Annotated in this window: 15 protein-coding genes; 4 read left to right on the top strand and 11 right to left on the bottom strand. The window is 56.1% G+C overall.

The genetic code is table 11. The features are described 5' to 3' along the window. Positions 1 to 54 precede the first annotated feature (54 nt). The 7 genes from ACVXHP_RS18240 to entC form a co-directional block, all read right to left on the bottom strand. A complete protein-coding gene (locus tag ACVXHP_RS18240; RefSeq protein WP_003022064.1) occupies positions 55 to 252 on the bottom strand; it encodes a YbdD/YjiX family protein in 198 nt (65 codons plus the stop codon). Positions 253 to 316: 64 nt separating this feature from the next. Beyond that, complete coding sequence (gene cstA, locus ACVXHP_RS18235; RefSeq protein WP_200007431.1) at positions 317 to 2,422, bottom strand: pyruvate/proton symporter CstA; 2,106 nt, start codon at positions 2,420 to 2,422, stop codon at positions 317 to 319. Positions 2,423 to 2,606: 184 nt separating this feature from the next. Next, on the bottom strand, positions 2,607 to 3,020 hold the full coding sequence (gene entH / locus ACVXHP_RS18230; protein WP_316129764.1) for a proofreading thioesterase EntH: 414 nt from the start codon (positions 3,018 to 3,020) through the stop codon (positions 2,607 to 2,609). Between the two features lie 2 nt (positions 3,021 to 3,022). Continuing rightward, entirely contained in the window at positions 3,023 to 3,778 is a 756-nt protein-coding gene (gene entA, locus ACVXHP_RS18225) for a 2,3-dihydro-2,3-dihydroxybenzoate dehydrogenase EntA (RefSeq protein ID WP_200007433.1), read from the bottom strand. Continuing rightward, positions 3,778 to 4,635, bottom strand: coding sequence for an isochorismatase (locus ACVXHP_RS18220; RefSeq protein WP_304696879.1), 858 nt, complete (start codon positions 4,633 to 4,635; stop codon positions 3,778 to 3,780). The genes entA and ACVXHP_RS18220 overlap by 1 nt, the downstream gene beginning before the upstream one ends. Positions 4,636 to 4,648: 13 nt before the next feature. Further along, on the bottom strand, positions 4,649 to 6,259 hold the full coding sequence (gene entE / locus ACVXHP_RS18215) for a (2,3-dihydroxybenzoyl)adenylate synthase EntE (RefSeq protein ID WP_316129760.1): 1,611 nt from the start codon (positions 6,257 to 6,259) through the stop codon (positions 4,649 to 4,651). Between the two features lie 156 nt (positions 6,260 to 6,415). Beyond that, positions 6,416 to 7,591, bottom strand: a complete 1,176-nt coding sequence (entC, locus tag ACVXHP_RS18210; protein WP_316129761.1) for an isochorismate synthase EntC — start codon at positions 7,589 to 7,591, stop codon at positions 6,416 to 6,418. Between the two features lie 187 nt (positions 7,592 to 7,778). Here entC and fepB point away from each other — a divergent pair, with 187 nt between their 5' ends. Continuing rightward, positions 7,779 to 8,735 (top strand): Fe2+-enterobactin ABC transporter substrate-binding protein, encoded by a 957-nt coding sequence (gene fepB / locus ACVXHP_RS18205; protein ID WP_447571974.1) that lies wholly within the window; start codon positions 7,779 to 7,781, stop codon positions 8,733 to 8,735. Positions 8,736 to 8,796: 61 nt separating this feature from the next. Here the strand turns inward: fepB and entS are convergent, their stop codons facing one another. Then, positions 8,797 to 10,032: an enterobactin transporter EntS gene (gene entS, locus ACVXHP_RS18200; RefSeq protein WP_200007441.1), complete on the bottom strand. Its 1,236-nt coding sequence runs from the start codon at positions 10,030 to 10,032 to the stop codon at positions 8,797 to 8,799. A gap of 109 nt (positions 10,033 to 10,141) precedes the next feature. On the opposite strand from entS, the gene fepD reads away from it, so the two are divergent. The 3 genes from fepD to fepC are packed head-to-tail and all read left to right on the top strand — an operon-like array spanning position 10,142 to position 12,932. Continuing rightward, a complete protein-coding gene (gene fepD, locus ACVXHP_RS18195) occupies positions 10,142 to 11,149 on the top strand; it encodes a Fe(3+)-siderophore ABC transporter permease (protein WP_447571973.1) in 1,008 nt (335 codons plus the stop codon). After that, complete coding sequence (fepG, locus tag ACVXHP_RS18190) at positions 11,146 to 12,138, top strand: iron-enterobactin ABC transporter permease (RefSeq protein ID WP_200007445.1); 993 nt, start codon at positions 11,146 to 11,148, stop codon at positions 12,136 to 12,138. Before fepD ends, fepG begins: the two co-directional genes overlap by 4 nt. Beyond that, positions 12,135 to 12,932, top strand: a complete 798-nt coding sequence (gene fepC, locus ACVXHP_RS18185; RefSeq protein ID WP_316128979.1) for an iron-enterobactin ABC transporter ATP-binding protein — start codon at positions 12,135 to 12,137, stop codon at positions 12,930 to 12,932. Before fepG ends, fepC begins: the two co-directional genes overlap by 4 nt. A 45-nt stretch (positions 12,933 to 12,977) precedes the next feature. Here the strand turns inward: fepC and wzz(fepE) are convergent, their stop codons facing one another. From wzz(fepE) to ACVXHP_RS18170, 3 genes are all read right to left on the bottom strand, one after another. Beyond that, positions 12,978 to 14,111, bottom strand: coding sequence for an LPS O-antigen length regulator Wzz(fepE) (gene wzz(fepE), locus ACVXHP_RS18180; protein WP_316128980.1), 1,134 nt, complete (start codon positions 14,109 to 14,111; stop codon positions 12,978 to 12,980). Positions 14,112 to 14,337: 226 nt separating this feature from the next. Beyond that, complete coding sequence (gene entF, locus ACVXHP_RS18175) at positions 14,338 to 18,228, bottom strand: enterobactin non-ribosomal peptide synthetase EntF (RefSeq protein ID WP_447571972.1); 3,891 nt, start codon at positions 18,226 to 18,228, stop codon at positions 14,338 to 14,340. Continuing rightward, positions 18,225 to 18,443, bottom strand: coding sequence for an MbtH family protein (locus ACVXHP_RS18170; RefSeq protein WP_087857112.1), 219 nt, complete (start codon positions 18,441 to 18,443; stop codon positions 18,225 to 18,227). Before ACVXHP_RS18170 ends, entF begins: the two co-directional genes overlap by 4 nt. Between the last annotated feature and the right edge of the window lie 24 nt (positions 18,444 to 18,467).

Raw genomic sequence — 18,467 nt, 5'->3', positions numbered from 1 at the left:
CAATAATTCGAGGAGTTGTAGGCCGGATAAGCGTCAGCGTCATCCGGCAATAAATCAGCAGCACTTCGCGCCACCTTTCCCCCCATAGCGCGCATCCTGACGCTCGCGAAAGAATTCTTCGTAGGTCATTGGCGTCTGGTCCGGGTGCGTGACACGCATATGCTCAACATAGTTGTCGTAATCCGGCACACCGATCATCAAGCGGGCGGTTTGCCCTAAATACTTCCCGGCTTTAGCGAGTGTTTCAAACATAGTGATTCCCTGGCGTACAAACGCCCTCCCTGTTCAGGGGAGGGCTATGTTGGTTAAGAGAATATTAGTGCGCGCCTTTCGCCTGCGCCACGATCTCTTCGACATTCTCAGGCATCGGTTCGTACGGCGTTTCTTTCGACGTCGGTTTGTCCTCTTTCAGTGCTGCCAGCGCAGTTTTAATCGAGAACAGACCCAGTACCACCACGACCACCATGAAGAAAATAGTGAGCCCCGCATCCAGGCGGTTGTTAAACACCAGTTGCGTCAGCTGCGACTGAGTGTACTGCGCCGGAATATTACCGCTGTCGATCATCGCCTGGAACTTGTTGGCGATCGCCAGGAAGCCAATTTTCGCATCCGGGCTAAACGCTTTCTGCCAGCCGGCAGTCAGAGTACAAATCAGCAGCCAGGCCGTTGGTACCAGTGCCACCCATGCGTAGCGCTGACGTTTCATCTTGAACAGTACGACCGCACACAGCATCAATGCCATACCGGCCAGCATCTGGTTCGCGATACCGAACAGCGGCCACAGGGTGTTGATGCCGCCTAACGGATCGACCACGCCCTGGTGCAGGAAGTAACCCCAGGCCAGTACACACAACGCGGTTGCCAGCAGGTTTGCCGGTAGCGAGTCGGTCCGTTTCAGCCCCGGTGAGACGACGCCCAGCAGATCCTGCAGCATAAAGCGCGCCGCGCGGGTACCCGCATCAACCGCCGTCAGGATGAACAGGGCTTCAAACAGAATGGCGAAGTGATACCAGAACGCCACATCCATCATGCCGCCCAGCGCACCATGCAGAATATACGCCATCCCAACGGCCAGCGTCGGCGCACCGCCTGCGCGGGAAATAATGGATTGTTCACCGACTTCATTGGCGATTTGATGCAAGGTGTCCGGCGTAATGGCAAAGCCCCAACTGCTGACCACCTGCGCCGCAGAAGCAACTACATCCACCGTACCCGCAGGAGCCAGCACCGCCATTGGGCTATTCATTGCAAAGTACACGCCCGGATCGATGATGCACGCGGAAACCAGCGCCATAATGGCGACGAAGGATTCCATTAACATCCCGCCGTAGCCGATAAAACAGGCCTGCCCTTCGTTCGCCAGCATCTTCGGCGTGGTACCGGAAGAGATCAGCGCGTGGAAGCCGGAAACAGCGCCACAGGCAATGGTAATAAACAGGAATGGGAACAGGTTACCGGTCCAGACCGGGCCAGTACCATCAACAAATTTGGTCAGCGCAGGCATGGTCAACGTCGGGCGCATGATCAGTATCCCCACCGCCAGACCAACAATGGTGCCGATCTTCAGGAAAGTAGAGAGATAATCACGCGGGGCCAGCAACAGCCATACCGGCAGTACGGCAGCGACAAAGCCGTAACCCACCAGCATCCACGTCAGTTGTACGCCGGTAAAGTCAAAATACGGTGCCCAGGTCGGACTTTCGGCCACCCAGCCGCCGGAAATAATGGCAAACACCAGGAATACCAAACCGATGACCGACACTTCGCCAATGCGGCCCGGACGCAGATAGCGCAGGTAGATCCCCATAAAGATCGCCAGCGGAATGGTAAATGCGACGGTGTAGGTTCCCCACGGACTGTGGGTCAGCGCTTTCACGACGATCATCGCCAGTACCGCGAGGATAATCACCATGATCATAAAACAGGCTACCAGCGCAATAACGCCCGCCGTTGGGCCCATCTCTTCTTTCACCAGTTCGCCAAGGGAGCGACCATCGCGACGGGTAGAAACAAACAGCACCATGAAGTCCTGCACTGCCCCGGCGAGTACCACCCCGGCAAGCAGCCAGATCATACCCGGCAGATAACCCATTTGTGCCGCCAGTACCGGTCCGACTAACGGACCCGCCCCGGCAATCGCCGCAAAATGGTGACCGAACAGCACTTTTTTATCGGTAGGAACATAATCCAGACCGTCGTTATGGCGCACGGCTGGCGTCATACGCGTCGGGTCCAGCGCCAGCACATTTTTCGCAATGTACAGGCCATAGAAACGGTAAGCGATAAGGTAGACACAGACCGACGCCACGACTATCCACAACGCGTTGATCTGTTCACCACGGTTTAATGCGATATAGCCGAGGGCAAATGCTCCCACCACGGAGAGCACTGTCCAGACGAGGTACTTCCCTGATTTATTCATATTGGTTATCCGTTGTCCAGGTCAGAGAGATGTTACATTTTGTTTCTATAACATCTTTTCTGAATTTAACAACCTGACAACCATACAAACCCGAAGTATCACTGAGTTTTTACATTGCAGTGTTAACTAGATCACTTCATTTACCTGTTAACCCTGCAATTTCATTTTACTTTGTCGGGCGACTTCACCCCATCACCGCAGTACCTAATCGGCAGGTACAACAGCGCCGGCCTTGCTCATCAAAGATGACGATTTCCCAGCTTTGATTCTGCCGTCCAAGATGCAGCGGCTGACAAACGCCGCGCACTTTTCCCTGCGAAACCGCCCGATGGTGCGTGGCGTTCAGTTCTGTACCGACCACACACTGCCCGTCGCGGGTCATCAGATAACCCGCCATTGAACCCAACGTTTCAGCCAGTGCCGCCGACGCGCCGCCGTGCAGCAAACCAAACGGCTGATACGTGCGGGTATCAACCGGCATTTCGGCCTCCAGCGCATCATCGCCCAGTCGGGTATAGATGATGCCTAAGTGTGCGACCATGGTGTTGTGGCTGGTGGCATTTAATTCATCCAGCGTGAGATGGCGTTTCCAGATCATCATCATGCTCCCAGCGTTGAGCCGCCATCCACCACGATATCCTGTAGCGTAATGTGGCTGGCAAGGTCAGAGGCGAGAAATAAAATGGTGTTGGCTATCTCCTGCGGACGGGCGATTTTCCCCAACGGGATACCGAGCTTAAACTGCTCGCCAAACCCGCGAATACGCTGCTGTTCCGCGTCATCACTAACCCATAACGTGCGCTGCATGTCAGTATCGGTCGAGCCTGGGGAAACCACATTACAGCGCACACCGCTGCCCGCAAGTTCCAGTCCGACGGTAAGCGCCAGGCTTTTTAGCGCGGCTTTTGACGCCCCATAAGCACTCATGCCAATACGCGGCGTGTGCGCCGCATCCGACGCGACCGTCACGATCGCCCCGCCCTGCTGGCGACGAAACTGCGCCATCGTCTGCTGAAACAGATTGAACGCGCCGCCAACGTTAACGGCAAACGTCTGCTGCCACTCTTCAACGCTCAGTGTGTCGGTGGCTCCCATGCGCAGAATACCGGCGGCATTGACCAACACATCCAGCCGCTCGCACGCTTTAAGGACGCGCTGGCACACCTCCGCCACCTGCCCGGCATCGGCCACATCCAGCACTTCGGTCGCAAACGGGTAGTTATCCTGAGGAAATTCGCGATCGAAACCCGTCACCTGCGCCCCTGCTTTCACAAATGCCAGTGCCGTAGTATAACCAATGCCTTTTCCCGCGCCGGTTACCCAGACGGTTTTCCCGGCAAAATCAAATCCGGCCATCAGTTCACCTCGCGGGAGAGCAGCGTCCACCAGGCGTCTATGGTCGGATTTTTCGCCAGCATCACGAAATCAATATCGCCATGAACTTTACGCCAGCGAGCCGCCAGCGCCATCATGCGCACGGAATCCAGCCCGTAGTCGATCAGGTTTTCGTCATCCATTGGCTCCTCGGACTCATCCAACAGCGGCAGAATAACGCTGCGCAGCGCCTCTTTACTCGCCGGGACCGGCGTCGGCAAAAGTTCCTGGGTCATCACCACCCGACCGGAGCGTCCCGCCACGTATTTCAGCGACATCAGGTGTTCATCGCGACTAAAATCCGCCAGCGCATCAGCGACCATAAACGGCTTGATATCGCGCATAAAAGCGTCAGTCGCTGTGGTCATACAGCCAATATGGGCATACACACCTGTAATAATCAGTTGGTTACGTCCAGTGTCTTTGAGCATCTGCTCCAGCGGAGAGCGATGAAAAGCGCTGTAACGCCATTTCACCAGGATGGTATCCGCTTCATCGGGAGCCAGCGCATCAACGATTTTTTGCTGTTCCGGGGAACGCGTCAGGCCCGGTCCCCACATATCATTGAGCAGGGCGCGGTCTTCATCACTCTGTTCTTTCGGCTGAGCGGTGTAATACACCGGAATGTTATGCTCTTTGCAGTACTGACGCAGTGCGGCAATGTTGGCCACCACTTGCTCCATCATCGGGCAGTTATCACCCCAAAAGCCGATAAAATAGTCCTGCATGTCGTGGATCAGCAGCGCGGCGCGCTCAGGTTCAAACGCCCAGTCAACTTTATTGGCTGGAACATCAAGCGCCGTAGGCAGTGCATAAGCCTGCAGTTTAGGAATTGCCATCTCTTTTTCTCCTTCAGGCCAGTGAACGTGACGCCAGCCACTGACGTAATTGTTTTTTATCCACTTTACCGACCGGGGTCAGCGGGAGTGACTCAACGCACTCCACACGGTCAGGTAATTTGAATTCCGCCACGCCCTGGTCGCGCAGGAAACGGCGCACCTGTACCGCGCGCAGCGGCTCTTTCACCACCAGCCAGGCACAGCTTTTCTCGCCCATCAGTTCGTCATCCATACTGACCAGGGCCGCATGGATCACCAATGGGTGGCGTAACAGCAGATTTTCAATTTCCTCTGCTGCGATCTTCTCGCCACCACGGTTGATCTGATCCTTCTCACGCCCTTGTACGGTGATGTAGCCATCCTGATCGATGGCGATCAGATCGCCGGAGCAGTAAAAACCGTTGGCGTCAAAGGCGCTGGCATTGTGCTCCGGGCTGTTGAAGTAACCGCGGAAGGTGTACGGACCGCGGGTCATCAGGCGTCCCGTTTCGCCCTGCGCCAGAGGATTACCATCTGCATCGGCGACCCAGACTTCATCATCCGGGCACATCGGTCGTCCCTGGGTATTGATGATGCGCTCAGGGCTGTCGTCCAGACGGGTGTAGTTCACAAGCCCTTCCGCCATGCCAAAAACCTGCTGCAACTGGCAACCAATCTCCACCGGAATACGCGCCGCAAGCGAGGCGGAAAGCCGTGCCCCACCAACCTGCAGCAACGTCAGCGAAGCCAATTGCGCATTGCTCCCCCACTCCGCAATCGCCTGTAGCCACAGGCTCACCGCCGGTGGCACCAGCGCCGTGACGTTAACCTGATGCTGTTCAATCAGCGGGAAACACAGGGTTGCGCTCGGGTCAGCCGCCAGTACCACGGTGCCGCCAGCCAGGAATACGCCAAGCGAACCAGGCGAACTCATGGCGTAGTTATGCGCCGCCGGGATCGCGCACAGATAGCGCGTTTCCCCGGTGAAGCGGCAGATCTCATTACTGCGACGCACGCTGTAGTAGTAATCGTTATGAGTACGAGGAATAAGCTTTGGCGTCCCGGTGGTACCGCCGGAAAGCTGGAAGTACGCCACCTCATCAGCAGGCGATGGCGTCGCGATAAAATCAGCCGCGGGCTGGTCTATCGCCGTTTGCAGGTTATGTTCGCCGTCATCATTGCGCAGTAGCACCACGCGCACTGAATTGTGCTCGGCCACAAAGGTATTAAGAAAATCGTCCCCGCTAAACAGCGCATGCTGGCGATCGGCGATCAGTAACGCCGGTTCGATCTGTTTGGCATAGGCATTGAGTTCGTTACGTTGGTGGCTAAACAGCGCCAGCACCGGAGCGACGCCCAGCTTAAGCAGCGCAAAAAAAGTGATATACAGCTCGGCCACGTTGCCCAACTGCACCAGCGCGGTTTCGCCTGGTTTGATTCCCTGACGACGCAGGCTGCAGGCGAGATTGTCAGTGGCCTGATTCAGCTGGCGATAGCTCAGATGGCGTTCGCCATCGATTACCGCCGTATGGTCGCTCTCGGCGTGACGGGTAAGAATGTCGGTCAGCGGCAAATCCTGCCAGTAGCCTTTTTCACGGTAACGGCGGGCAAACTCCTCCGGCCAACGGGTGAAAGGAATACTCATTATCACTCCTTAGAGCCTGTCAATAAGGCGTATATTGTTGCAGCCAGTTTGGACACGGACAGCGCGGAGCAACCGGAGCGTACTTGTAGTACGTGAGGATTGTGAGCACTGCCCAGGGTCAAACTGGCAAATAAAATAGCCTGATGGACCAGGCGCTTAATGCAGTCCAAAAACATTCAGCATGGTGGAAAGCTTGGCTCCCGTTTCACGCCATTCCGCAACCGGAGAAGACGCTGGCACAATACCGGCGCCAGCAAAGAAACGAACCTGATTACGCAGCAGCTTCGCGCAGCGGATCGTCACCACCCATTCGCCGTTACCTTCCGCATCACACCAGCCGACGATACCGCCGAACAATTCGCGATCGAACGGCTCCAGCTCGGCGATCAGCTTGCGCGCAACCTGATGCGGGAAACCGCTCAGCGCAGGCGTCGGATGCAACAGGCACGCCAGCGTCAGCGCGTTTTCCTCTGCGTTGGCTTTACCTTCAAACGGCGTGCCGAGGTGCCAGAGCGTAGGCGTAGTGACCAGTTGCGGAGAGGAAGGCAGTTGCAGTTCACTGCTGCGATCGCGCAACACGGCTTTCATCGCCTGCGTCACCAGTTCATGCTCATGACGATCCTTCTCAGACGCCAACAGGCGGATCCCCGCTTCTCTGTCCAGCACATCATCCGGCTGACGACGCGCCGAACCGGCCAAAGGCAGGGAGCTGAAATGGTCGCCTTCTTTGCGTAACAGCAGTTCCGGGCTGGCGCCAATCAATACGCCACCGTCTTCAATGGGGACATGGAAGTTGTAACTCGCCGGATTTTGCGCCACCAGGCGTTCAAGTAACGCCCCGCTGTCAATATTGGCATCGGTGGTGATATCGATCAGGCGTGACAACACCACTTTGTCGACTTCCGGGGTTGCCGTCAGCGCCGCCGCCCGGGCGACCATCTCTTCAAAAAAGTCCTGTTCCGGGATCGATTTACGTTCAACGACGTTTAACGACTGATGCGCGTTAAAGTAACGTGATGATTGCTGCTTAGTCGTTCGCGAGAAGGTCTGCCATGTTTGGGGAATAAACAGCGACGACGGCTGGCGGGTGTCGAAAGGAATTGCCCCGACCATGATGGGGTTAGCGATACCCTGCGATTTGGCATCAGCAAACAGTGCGTGCATTTTTTGTTGGAAAGGGCTGTCTGGCGAATCGCCATCAATTGCCGGTTCCGCATAGCGGGCGAAGCATCCTGACGTCGTAAAACTACGATACGGCGACATAAAGAAAAAACTGTCGGGAGCGAGCGTCGGCATAGTCTGCGTTTTTTCCTCGGCCAGTGACATATCCATATCATCCTCCAAAAATGATAAAGGCTCTAATAATGATTATCATTTATATTTTCGGTCGCTAACCTAAAAGCAAAGCGGCTGTATGTCAACTCTTGTGGCAGCACAATGTGCGACTTTGGCTTGCATCCTCGCTCGCTAACAATGAAAATGAGAAGCATTAACCATACTGATAACAGGAAGCTGATTCGTGAGTCTCCACTATTTTTGTCGCACCGTGCTTTTACTGACGGGTTTGTTTATTTCAGGAATTTCTTCAGGTCACGCCGCCGACTGGCCGCGTCAGATCACCGACAGCCGTGGCACGCATACGCTGGAGCATAAGCCGCAGCGCATTGTCTCCACCAGCGTGACCCTCACCGGCTCGCTGCTGGCAATTGATGCCCCGGTCATCGCCAGCGGTGCCACCACGCCAAACAACCGCATTGGCGATGCGCAAGGCTTTTTACGTCAATGGAGCGACGTGGCCAGGGAACGCAAACTCAGCCGTCTGTACATCGGTGAACCGAGCGCTGAAGCCGTAGCGGCACAAATGCCGGATCTGATTCTAATCAGCGCCACCGGCGGCGACTCCGCACTCGCGCTATACGATCAGCTGTCCACCATTGCGCCCACGCTTATCATCAACTACGACGACAAAAGCTGGCAGTCGCTGCTGACGCAACTGGGTGAAATTACCGGTCAGGAGCAACAGGCAGCAGCGCGTATTGCCGAATTTGATAAGCAACTGCAAGCGGTTAAGCAACGTATCACCCTGCCGCCACAGCCGGTCAGCGCGCTGGTCTATACCGCTGCGGCGCACAGTGCTAATCTTTGGACGCCTGAGTCGGCACAGGGCAAGCTGATGGAGCAGTTAGGTTTCACGCTGGCGCCGCTGCCTGCCGGTTTGCACACCAGCCAAAGCCAGGGGAAACGCCACGATATCATCCAGCTTGGCGGTGAAAATCTGGCGGCTGGCCTGAACGGCGAAGCGCTGTTCCTGTTTGCCGGCGACAGCAAAGATGCCAACGCCATTTATGCCAATCCGCTTCTGGCGCATCTGCCAGCCGTGCAAAATAAACGTGTATACGCCCTGGGCACGGAAACCTTCCGGCTCGACTACTACAGCGCGACGCTGCTAGTGCAACGTCTGTCGGCGCTCTTTTAAAAGCCCGCGCCGGATGCGGCTAACGCCCTATCCGGCCTGCAAACCGTAGAGCATAACGCCATCAGGCATTCACGGGCATTTGCCGGAATCGACGTAATTCCCCCAGCAACAGCAGCAGTAACAGACCAACAATCACCAGCCCAAATCCACTCACGCTTGCCGAGGCGACCGGCGTCATCATCGCGCCCAAACCGCCCAACAGCGCCGCGCCAATCGCGTCCCCGGTGACGTTCTGCGCCGTCCACAAACCGTTAATTCGCCCGAGCATCGCTTCTGGCGTCTGCGTCTGTAACAGGGTGTACTGCAACAAAGAGCTAACCGCACTTAACCACCCGAACAGCGCCAGGCAGACAACCCCAAGCTCCCAGACCGGCATCAAGCCAAACAGGCCGATAGCCAGGAATGAAGCCACGGTAGAACCCAGCATGATCAGTCCCGGACGAACGCTGTGCGCCAGCTGTCCGCTGGTCAATGCGCCCACCGCCGCGCCAAGAGGAATGGCTGCATACAGCAGGCCAATTTGCGCGCTCGACATCTGCCAGTTAATCGCTAACGCCGGATACAGCACGCGCACGGCGCTCGCCATGGTCAATAAGCCCCCGAGCAACGCAATGCCGCCAATCAGCGGACTGGCGAGCAAAAAGCGAAATGCTGCCAGCAGCGATTTCAGCGGATGCTCGCGCGGCTGGGGCGGTGGAGGTAACGCGGGAAGGCTCAGCAACGGCAGTAAGGTAATGAACGTGCCTGCCGCCGCCAGGCCGTAGTTCCAGGCCACACCACCGGTTGCCAGCAGCACCCCGCCAAGCATCGGCGAAATGACCGAACCCAAACGCACCGTCAGCATGGTAATCGCCCCGGCCTGCATCAGGTTTTCCCGCCCGACCAACGCCGGCGTTGCTGCCAGCAAGGCAGTCACGCCCAGCGAGGCAAAGAAACCGTCCCATAAGCCAAGCAGATAAATCGCCAGTAACGACGGTTCGGGCAGCAACGCGTTCAGACACAAACCAATAAAGCCGACGCCACAGGTTCCACGCGCCAACAGGATCACTTTTTTACGCTCGTAGCGATCGGCCAGTACGCCGCCAACCATCAGGCCAATAAACATCGCGCCACCGGTCAACGTCACCGACAAACCTACCTGCCAGGTCGACTGGGTCATCATCTGGATCTGAACCGGAACCGCCACACCGAGTAATCCCAAAGAGACGATGGAAATAAAACGAGCGAGGAAGACGGCGCGAAACGCAGGGTGGGTCTTTAACAAGCTGAGATTAAGCAGCCAGGATTGTCGATTCATTACAGAGCCTTACCAGGTACTTTTTCAATATCCATTCGATGGCTGCACATGCTAACATATCCAAATAAGATCGATAACGATAATTACTATCATTATCAGGGAAGTTGATATGTCATGCTCTGTTTCCGCGACACGCGCCTTCGCCGTGCCCGGACTATTGTTATTACTTGTACTCACCACGGTATTAAGTCTGGTTATTGGCGCAAAATCGCTGCCTGCCTCCGTGGTGCTGGATGCACTCACCGGCAGTTGCCAAAGCGCGGATTGCACCATCGTGCTGGACGCGCGACTGCCACGCACGCTGGCAGGCCTGCTCGCCGGCGGCGCGCTGGGTCTGGCAGGCGCATTAATGCAAACGCTCACGCGTAACCCGCTCGCCGATCCGGGGATCCTTGGCGTTAACTCTGGCGCCAGCTTCGCCATCGTGCTGGGCGCGTCGCTGTTCGGTTTCTCTTCCCCACAGGAACAGTTGCTGATGGCTTTTTCCGGGGCGCTGGCCGCCTCGCTGATTGTGGCATTTACCGGCAGCCAGGGCGGCGGGCAGCTCAGCCCGGTACGACTGACGCTGGCGGGCGTTGCGCTGGGTGCAGTGCTGGAAGGGCTATCCACCGGCATCGCCCTCCTCAACCCGGACGTCTACGATCAGTTGCGTTTCTGGCAGGCCGGTTCACTGGATATCCGCAGCCTGCAAACGCTGAAGGTAGTACTGGTGCCGGTCCTGATTGCCGCTGCTGTCGCATTGTTCCTCAGCCGTGCCCTGAATAGCCTGAGTCTCGGCAGCGACACCGCTACCGCGCTTGGCAGTAAAGTCGCTCGCACGCAGTTTATCGGCCTGCTGGTGATTACCGTCCTGTGCGGTAGTGCGACCGCCATTGTCGGCCCTATCGCCTTTATCGGCCTGATGATGCCGCATATGGCGCGCTGGCTGGTGGGGGCGGATCACCGCTGGTCGCTGCCCGTCACTCTGCTGGCAACCCCCTCTCTGCTGTTAATTGCCGATATTATCGGTCGTGTGATTGTCCCCGGTGAGCTGCGTGTTTCGGTGGTCAGCGCGTTTATCGGGGCGCCCGTGCTTATCTTTTTGGTACGCCGTAAATCGCGCGGGGGTGGCGCATGATGCATCGCTCACGTCGCCTGATCATCAGCAGCATGCTGCTGGTTGTAGGTTGTCTCGTCGTTGGATTGTGGAGCCTGCGTAGCGGGGTCGTTACGCTGGAAACTCAGCAAATTATTGCCGCTCTGTTCGGCGATGCGCCGCGCAGTATTACGCTGGTGGTCACCGAATGGCGCTTGCCACGCGTGCTTATGGCGCTATTGATTGGCGCGGCACTGGGCGTGAGCGGCGCAATATTTCAGTCGCTGATGCGCAACCCGCTGGGCAGCCCGGATGTGATGGGTTTCAATACCGGTGCCTGGAGCGGTGTACTGGTGGCAATGGTGCTGTTTGGTCAGCATCTTACCGCTATCGCGCTGGCGGCTATGCTGGGTGGGATCCTGACTTCCCTGGTGGTCTGGGCGCTCGCCTGGCGCAATGGCATCGACACCTTCCGGCTGATTATTATTGGTATCGGCATACGCGCTATGCTGGTGGCGTTCAACACCTGGCTGCTGCTGAAAGCATCATTAGAAACCGCGTTAACGGCCGGACTGTGGAACGCCGGATCGCTCAATGGCCTGACCTGGGCCAAGACCTGGCCTTCTGCCCCACTGATTATTGTGATGCTGGTGTGCGCCACGCTGCTGGTGCGCCGGATGCGTTTACTGGAAATGGGTGATGACAGCGCCTGTGCGCTTGGCGTCAGCGTTGAGCGTTCGCGTCTGATGATGATGCTGGTCGCCGTGGTATTGACCGCCGCCGCCACCGCGCTGGCAGGTCCAATTTCCTTTATTGCCCTCGTCGCCCCGCATATTGCGCGTCGACTTAGCGGCACTTCCCGCTGGGGGTTAACCCTGTCAGCGCTGTGCGGCGCGCTGCTGCTGCTGATGGCGGATTTATGCGCCCAACAGCTGTTTATGCCTTATCAGCTTCCGGTGGGTGTGGTCACCGTAAGCCTCGGCGGTATTTATCTTATCGTCTTGTTAATTCAGGAGTCCCGCAAAAAATGATCGAATCAGTTGCCCGTTTGCGTGGCGACCAGTTAACGCTGGGTTATGGCAAGTTTACCGTAGCGGAAAACCTCAATGTGTCGATTCCCGACGGTCACTTTACCGCGATTATTGGGCCAAACGGCTGCGGAAAATCAACGCTACTGCGTACACTGAGTCGTCTGATGACACCCGTACACGGCAAGGTTTGGCTCGACGGCGAGCATATTCAGCACTACGCCAGCAAAGAGGTCGCACGCAGAATAGGTTTACTGGCGCAAAACGCCACCACGCCGGGTGATATTACCGTACAGGAGCTGGTTGCTCGCGGGCGCTATCCACATCAACCGCTGTTTACCCGCTGGCGGCAAGAAGATGAAATCGCGGTAAACACAGCGATGCAGGCCACTGGGATAACCCATCTGGCGGCGCAAAGTGTGGATACGCTTTCCGGCGGACAACGCCAGCGCGCATGGATAGCAATGGTGCTGGCGCAGGAAACATCGATTATGCTGCTCGATGAACCCACCACCTGGCTGGATATCAGCCATCAGATCGATCTGCTGGAGCTGCTCAGTGAGCTCAACCGGGAGAAGGGTTATACGCTGGCCGCCGTTCTGCACGACCTCAACCAGGCCTGTCGCTACGCCACGCATCTGATTGCGCTTCGTGATGGAAAAATTATTGCTGAGGGGGCGCCGAAGGAGATTGTTACGGCGGAGCTTATCGAAAAAATCTATGGATTACGCTGTATGATTATCGACGATCCGGTTGCCGGCACGCCGTTAGTGGTGCCGCTAGGGCGCAACAAATAGCGAGATTTAACGTATGGCGGCTGTCTGCCGCCATACGGCAATTACTCACACCAGTTGCTGATCAATAAACGTCATTTTTTGCTTACGCGACACCATGGCGTAATTCAGCAGAACGCCACCACAGGCGACCATGCCACCCAGTAACGCAGCCAGAATAACGATCATCGATTTAGCCGGACCATCTTTTTTCACTGGCAGCGAAGGTGAAAGCTGATATTTAAATGGCGTAAATTTTACGTCACTCACATTCATCGCTAACAGCTGATCAACATGATATTGGCGGTTACGTAATTCCCCGTTAATTTCCGCTACATCTGTTACAGATTTTTCTATTTCTAATTTACGCGAGATGCCGTCCGCGCCCAGTGAAATAGAGAAATCAGGGTCATCCTTCACCGCCTGGCCATTACTGTAGACCGGCTTTTTAATCCCGGCGGCATTCGCAATCTCCAGGGAGTAGTTCAGTCGCTGGATATTTGCTTCCAGCTGATTTTTGAGCCTGACGCGATCCATCGCCAGCCTTTCTTTCTCGAAGCTAGTTTTGATGAACAGTTTATTGCGAATATCTTCCAGCGTTTCTTTCACTACAATATCTGAAATATAGCGGATATATCCCTCTAGCACAGACTGAGCTTCTTCGGCCTGAGGGGCGGTAAAGCTCAGCGTCCACGCGGTATACAGCGAGGTCTCATTCTTTTTGTCACGATTGGCGTCAACCGCGGTCATTTTTTCACTGAGCCTGACGATTGCGCGGTGCAGGTCCATTTCGTCAATATCAGCGCCTTTCAATTGATCCATCACATAGGGTGAAGATCGCAGATAATTTTCTAACAATGAGGGCGACTGGAATTTTTTGATAAACAGGTTAAACACATCACCACGGCTAACGTTAATATCCATATCCAGTACGCGCAATTTGGTCAACGTATTCTCGAGATTCTGCCACTGAACCGGTTCTGCTGGGGTGACGATGGCCTGACTGGTCCATTTTTGCGGCAGCAGGAAAGAGACCAGAATACCCACGCAGGCAAAGGCGAAAACGGTAGCCACGATTTTCGTCCTGGCGCGCCATAAGATTTCGATCAGGTTAACCAAATCAATTTCGTTGGCGTTTGCCGTAGTCTGAGGATAGGCAGTAAATTCCGAAACGTTGTCTTGCTTAATATTTAATGATGACATGTTGCGTGACCTGAAAACTTTCCCAAAAGAAAAACACTCCCGTGGGAGAAGTCTACCAGCTAGTCAGAATTATCCGAAACTTTCTTTACGCATCCGCCCCTACCAAAAATTATATTCGGAATTTATTACTCCCTTCGTTACCCCATCACACACCAAAGCAACAACTCCACAACATGACACTGCGTTATGGAGTTGTTCGACCGCCGCGATAGCAAAATTCGCGTTATTACACAGATTTATTAATCAGCGCATTGATTACAGGCCCTATTGTCTCAAACGCGGTAGGAGAAATGATATCGACATGCGCGCAGTCCTGACGATAAACATCCAGACTGGATATCCATGGTGACCAGCTACGTTCAGGGCTGACGTCCTGCGGTAATGTACGTTCAGCAACGAACAACGTAGCGTGGCCCGCAAAAGGTACGCTGTGGGCTGTGGTTAACAGGCGAACCGCATCGGCATAGTTACCTTCAATAGCGTTAAATAACGCGTCAGAGGCATTGCCCTGCTGTGCGGCCAGAAATGCTTCACGTTCACGCTCAATCTCCGCCAATACGGCAGGATCCAACCCATTGGCCTCTTTTTCCTGCCAGTTTTGCGTTTCCGGCGGCCAGGTATCCAGCAGCCCCAGAAAGGCAACTTTCTCCCCCCGGGCGAGTAAACGCGCGGCAATCCCCTGCGCCAGCGTGCCGCCCAGCGAGTAACCTAACAGATAGTATGGACCGTGAGGCTGCTGGTTAAGCAACGTTGCCAGGTGATGGTCACATACCGCATCGAGGTTTTCCGCCGTTTGCATAGGTCCATCCGGTCGCGGCGACTGAATACCTATAATCGACCACTGTGGGCTGAGGTAACGCGACAGCACGCTAAACTGCCAGGCAAAACCCGACGCGGGATGGAAGCAAAACAGCGTTGGGCCCTGACTTTCGCGCAGCGGCAGTAGCGTCTCAAATCCCAGACGCTGCGACTGTTCATCATCATGACTCTCCAGCAAGGCGCTGAGTTGTTCAACGGTAGAAGCCACCATAATCTGACCTGGCGTCACCTGTCGTTCAAACAGGCGACTCAATTGCGCCGCCAGCTTCATCGCCAGCAGAGAATGTCCGCCCAGCGCAAAGAAATCGGCCTCCACATCATTAACTTCACACTCCAGCAAGGCTGCAAAAGACTGCGCAATGGTAGTTTCAATCCCAGGGCGCGGCGCACGTCCCACTGTACGCGACGTTAGCTGCGGCATCGGCAGCGCTTTACGATCCAATTTACCGTTCGCGCTGAGCGGCAGCTCCGCCAGTTGCAACAATACCGTCGGCACCATATGCGCTGGCAGTTTTTCGCGCAGACTCTCCCGCAATCCAGAGGTGTCCAGCGGTAAACCTGATTGCGACACCAGATACCCCACCAGTTGACGCGCATCGCCGCCGGTCGCCGCTGCCTGGTTAAATACGCAGGCATGAGCAACAGCATGCTCGACATCGGGCAGTTGCTGCATCACCCGATCAATTTCCCCCAGTTCAATACGCTGTCCGCGAATTTTAAGCTGGTCATCGCTGCGCCCCAAGTATTCCACCGCACCATTTTCCAGCCAGCGGGCCACATCCCCGGTACGGTACATGCGTTCACCGGCATTAAACGGATCGGCGATAAAGCGGCTTGCCGTCAGATCCGCGCGTCCCAGATAGCCCTGCGCCAGTTGGATCCCCGTCAGGTATAAGTCACCCGCTACGCCGAAGGGCACCGGACGCATCATCTCATCGAGGATCCGTAAACCGGTGTTCCATACCGGATAACCAATCGGCACGCTGTTGCCGGTGACGGCGGCAAGCGCTTCACCCCAGGCCGGATACCAGCTCACATCGACCGCCGCTTCAGTTGGTCCGTACAAATTGTGCAACGGCGCATGGGTCAACTGTTCCCACTCACGGCATAAATCTGCCGGCAAGGCTTCGCCGCTGCAGAATACCTGCTTCAGCGAGGCACAACTTTCCTGCGCAGTTTCCGGCGTCAAGGACGCAATAAAAGCAGCCAGCATGGAAGGGACAAAGTGAGTGGTCGTCACCCCATATTGGGCAAGGAATTGCTGCATCGCCAGCGGGTCGCGGTGCGCCTCCGGTTCCGCCATCACCAATTTTGCGCCGGCAATAAACGGCCAGAAAAATTCCCACACCGAGACATCAAAACTGCATGGTGTTTTTTGCGCCACCACATCCTCTGCCGTCAGCGGATAGTGATTTTGCATCCACAACAGGCGGTTGACGATAGCCGTTTGCCCAACCATCACCCCTTTGGGTCTGCCGGTAGAGCCGGAAGTAAAAATAATATAGGCCGTATGATGTGGTTGAGAGAGGGCCAACGACGCGGTATCTCCCGCTGGCAGTGGCGCGTTGTAGCACAGACTTTCCAGTCCTGGGATATCGCCAAAGCGCGCCAGTTGCTCATCGGTTGCGATCAACAATTTTGGCTTCGCGTCTTCGAGCATCATCCGCAGGCGATCGTCCGGGTATCCGGTATCCAATGGCAGCCAGGCAGCTCCGGCTTCAACAATACCGTGCAGCGCCAGCGTCAGGAACACGGAACGCGGTAATGCCACCGCAACGCTGTCACCTGGCTGTACGCCACGCGCACGCAGTAGCTGCGCCAGCGCCACAACCTGCTGGCGCATTTCGCGATAGCTAAACTGATAGCGAGCATCAGCCAGCGCCGGGGCATCCGGCGTTTTATCGGCCTGCTGTGCCATCAGCGCGCTCAGCGTAGTGGACGGGATCTCCACGGTGGTGTCGTTAATCTTCGCCAACTGCTCGTATTCCGTTGGCAACAGCATCCCAGCCTCACCACAGCATAGCGCCGGATTGTCGGCAAACTGTTCGATAAGCGCGGTTAAACGCGATGCGTGTTGCGCCAGCGTCGCTGCATCGTAACGCTGTTTATTGGCGAGGATTTCAATACTTAGCCCACCATTTTCATCCGGGAATAGCGCCAGCTCAAGATCGTTGACCGGGCCTGTCGCCAGAGTATGGGTCTGCGCCTGAACGCCCGGAATACTCAGCTGATAATCGAATATTTTCACGTTCAGCACCGGGCCGAACAGCGGCTCGGCACCGGCTGCACGCCCGCTATCGCGAACGATTTGTTCAGCGTCATAACGCTGATGTCGCCGCATTTTCTTCAACTGCGCTGCCAACCGCTGGGCCAGCGCAGGCAAGCTTTCTGCCGCATCCAACCTCACACCAAAGGGCAAAACGTTTAAAACCGGTCCGGTGGACGTGAGCGCCGCCGATCCCATACGCCGCATAAAGATAAACCCGGCGGCATAATCCATTCGACTGCATAAACGCCCCAGCCACAACGCCACCAGCGCCAGGGCAAGATCTGCACGCTGAACGTCAGGCATCCGTGCCGCAAGCTGGCGGAACGCGCCTTCAGGCGCGGTTAGCTTCATGCGGATAATATCGGCACTGGCCGAGCGCCCCGGTAACGGTTTGTTCGACAACGAGGCCGGGGGCGGTAGCTGCTTGCGTTGCTCGGTCCAGAAAGCACCATCACGTTGCCAGGCATCGCTATGACGATACTGTTGATACTCTTCCACGACCTCAGCGAACGGCGTAAAAGGCGAGTCCGGCGTGGGTTCGCCACTCTGCCAGGCGCGGTAAATTGCGGCTATCTGGCGGGTAATAGCCGGGAAACTGAAGCCATCAACCAGCAAATGATGGTAACGCTGATACCAGTACCAACGTTTATCTCCCACCTGAATGAGCTGATGGAAAACCAGCGGCTTGCCGCCATCAGCACGTAAGCCCTGTTGCAGATCAGCCTGCATCAATGCGCGTGCTGCTTCATATGGGCTGGATTTTTCGCGCAGGTCGATAATTTCGGGTTCCACGAAGGTGAGCGTAGGATCAACCCATTGCCAGACCTCGCCGTTATCTTCGCTAAACCGCATCCGTAGAGTATCAGCCTGCTCCAGACCGGCAACGATTGCCTTTGCCAGCAACGGCGCGTTCAGTTCACCGGTTAATTCTACATAGTGCGCAACGCTCCACGCCGAGGGCAAGGTGGAGAGTTTTTCCGCCATCCAGATCCCCGGCTGAGCCGCGACTAACGGTAAACGCTGAGTCATGGAGCCTCCTGCACATCAACGTAGTTTGCTGGCGTCAGCGTGGTCCAGTTTGCATCCAGCCATTGCTGGCAGGCTTCCTGCGATTGCGGTTCGCACGCGACTTGCCAGCCAGCAGGAAGTGAGCACTGCTGCGGCCAGAGGCTAAACTGACGCTGTGGGTTTTGCAGAATGTAAAACTGGCCCTGCGGATTATCGAAGGGGTTACTGAATTCCATACTCAACTCCTGTCGTGGAACATC

The organism is Citrobacter freundii complex sp. 2025EL-00176, from assembly GCF_053309355.1.
This window is presented reverse-complemented; position numbering and strand designations above follow the sequence as displayed.

Coding starts and splice junctions, on each gene's coding strand:
- ACVXHP_RS18240 (WP_003022064.1), bottom strand. CDS start 252: ATGTTTGAAACACTCGCTAAAGCCGGGAAGTATTTAGGGCAAACCGCC.
- cstA (WP_200007431.1), bottom strand. CDS start 2,422: ATGAATAAATCAGGGAAGTACCTCGTCTGGACAGTGCTCTCCGTGGTG.
- entH (WP_316129764.1), bottom strand. CDS start 3,020: ATGATCTGGAAACGCCATCTCACGCTGGATGAATTAAATGCCACCAGC.
- entA (WP_200007433.1), bottom strand. CDS start 3,778: ATGGCCGGATTTGATTTTGCCGGGAAAACCGTCTGGGTAACCGGCGCG.
- ACVXHP_RS18220 (WP_304696879.1), bottom strand. CDS start 4,635: ATGGCAATTCCTAAACTGCAGGCTTATGCACTGCCTACGGCGCTTGAT.
- entE (WP_316129760.1), bottom strand. CDS start 6,259: ATGAGTATTCCTTTCACCCGTTGGCCGGAGGAGTTTGCCCGCCGTTAC.
- entC (WP_316129761.1), bottom strand. CDS start 7,591: ATGGATATGTCACTGGCCGAGGAAAAAACGCAGACTATGCCGACGCTC.
- entS (WP_200007441.1), bottom strand. CDS start 10,032: ATGAATCGACAATCCTGGCTGCTTAATCTCAGCTTGTTAAAGACCCAC.
- fepD (WP_447571973.1), top strand. CDS start 10,142: ATGTCATGCTCTGTTTCCGCGACACGCGCCTTCGCCGTGCCCGGACTA.
- fepG (WP_200007445.1), top strand. CDS start 11,146: ATGATGCATCGCTCACGTCGCCTGATCATCAGCAGCATGCTGCTGGTT.
- fepC (WP_316128979.1), top strand. CDS start 12,135: ATGATCGAATCAGTTGCCCGTTTGCGTGGCGACCAGTTAACGCTGGGT.
- entF (WP_447571972.1), bottom strand. CDS start 18,228: ATGACTCAGCGTTTACCGTTAGTCGCGGCTCAGCCGGGGATCTGGATG.
- ACVXHP_RS18170 (WP_087857112.1), bottom strand. CDS start 18,443: ATGGAATTCAGTAACCCCTTCGATAATCCGCAGGGCCAGTTTTACATT.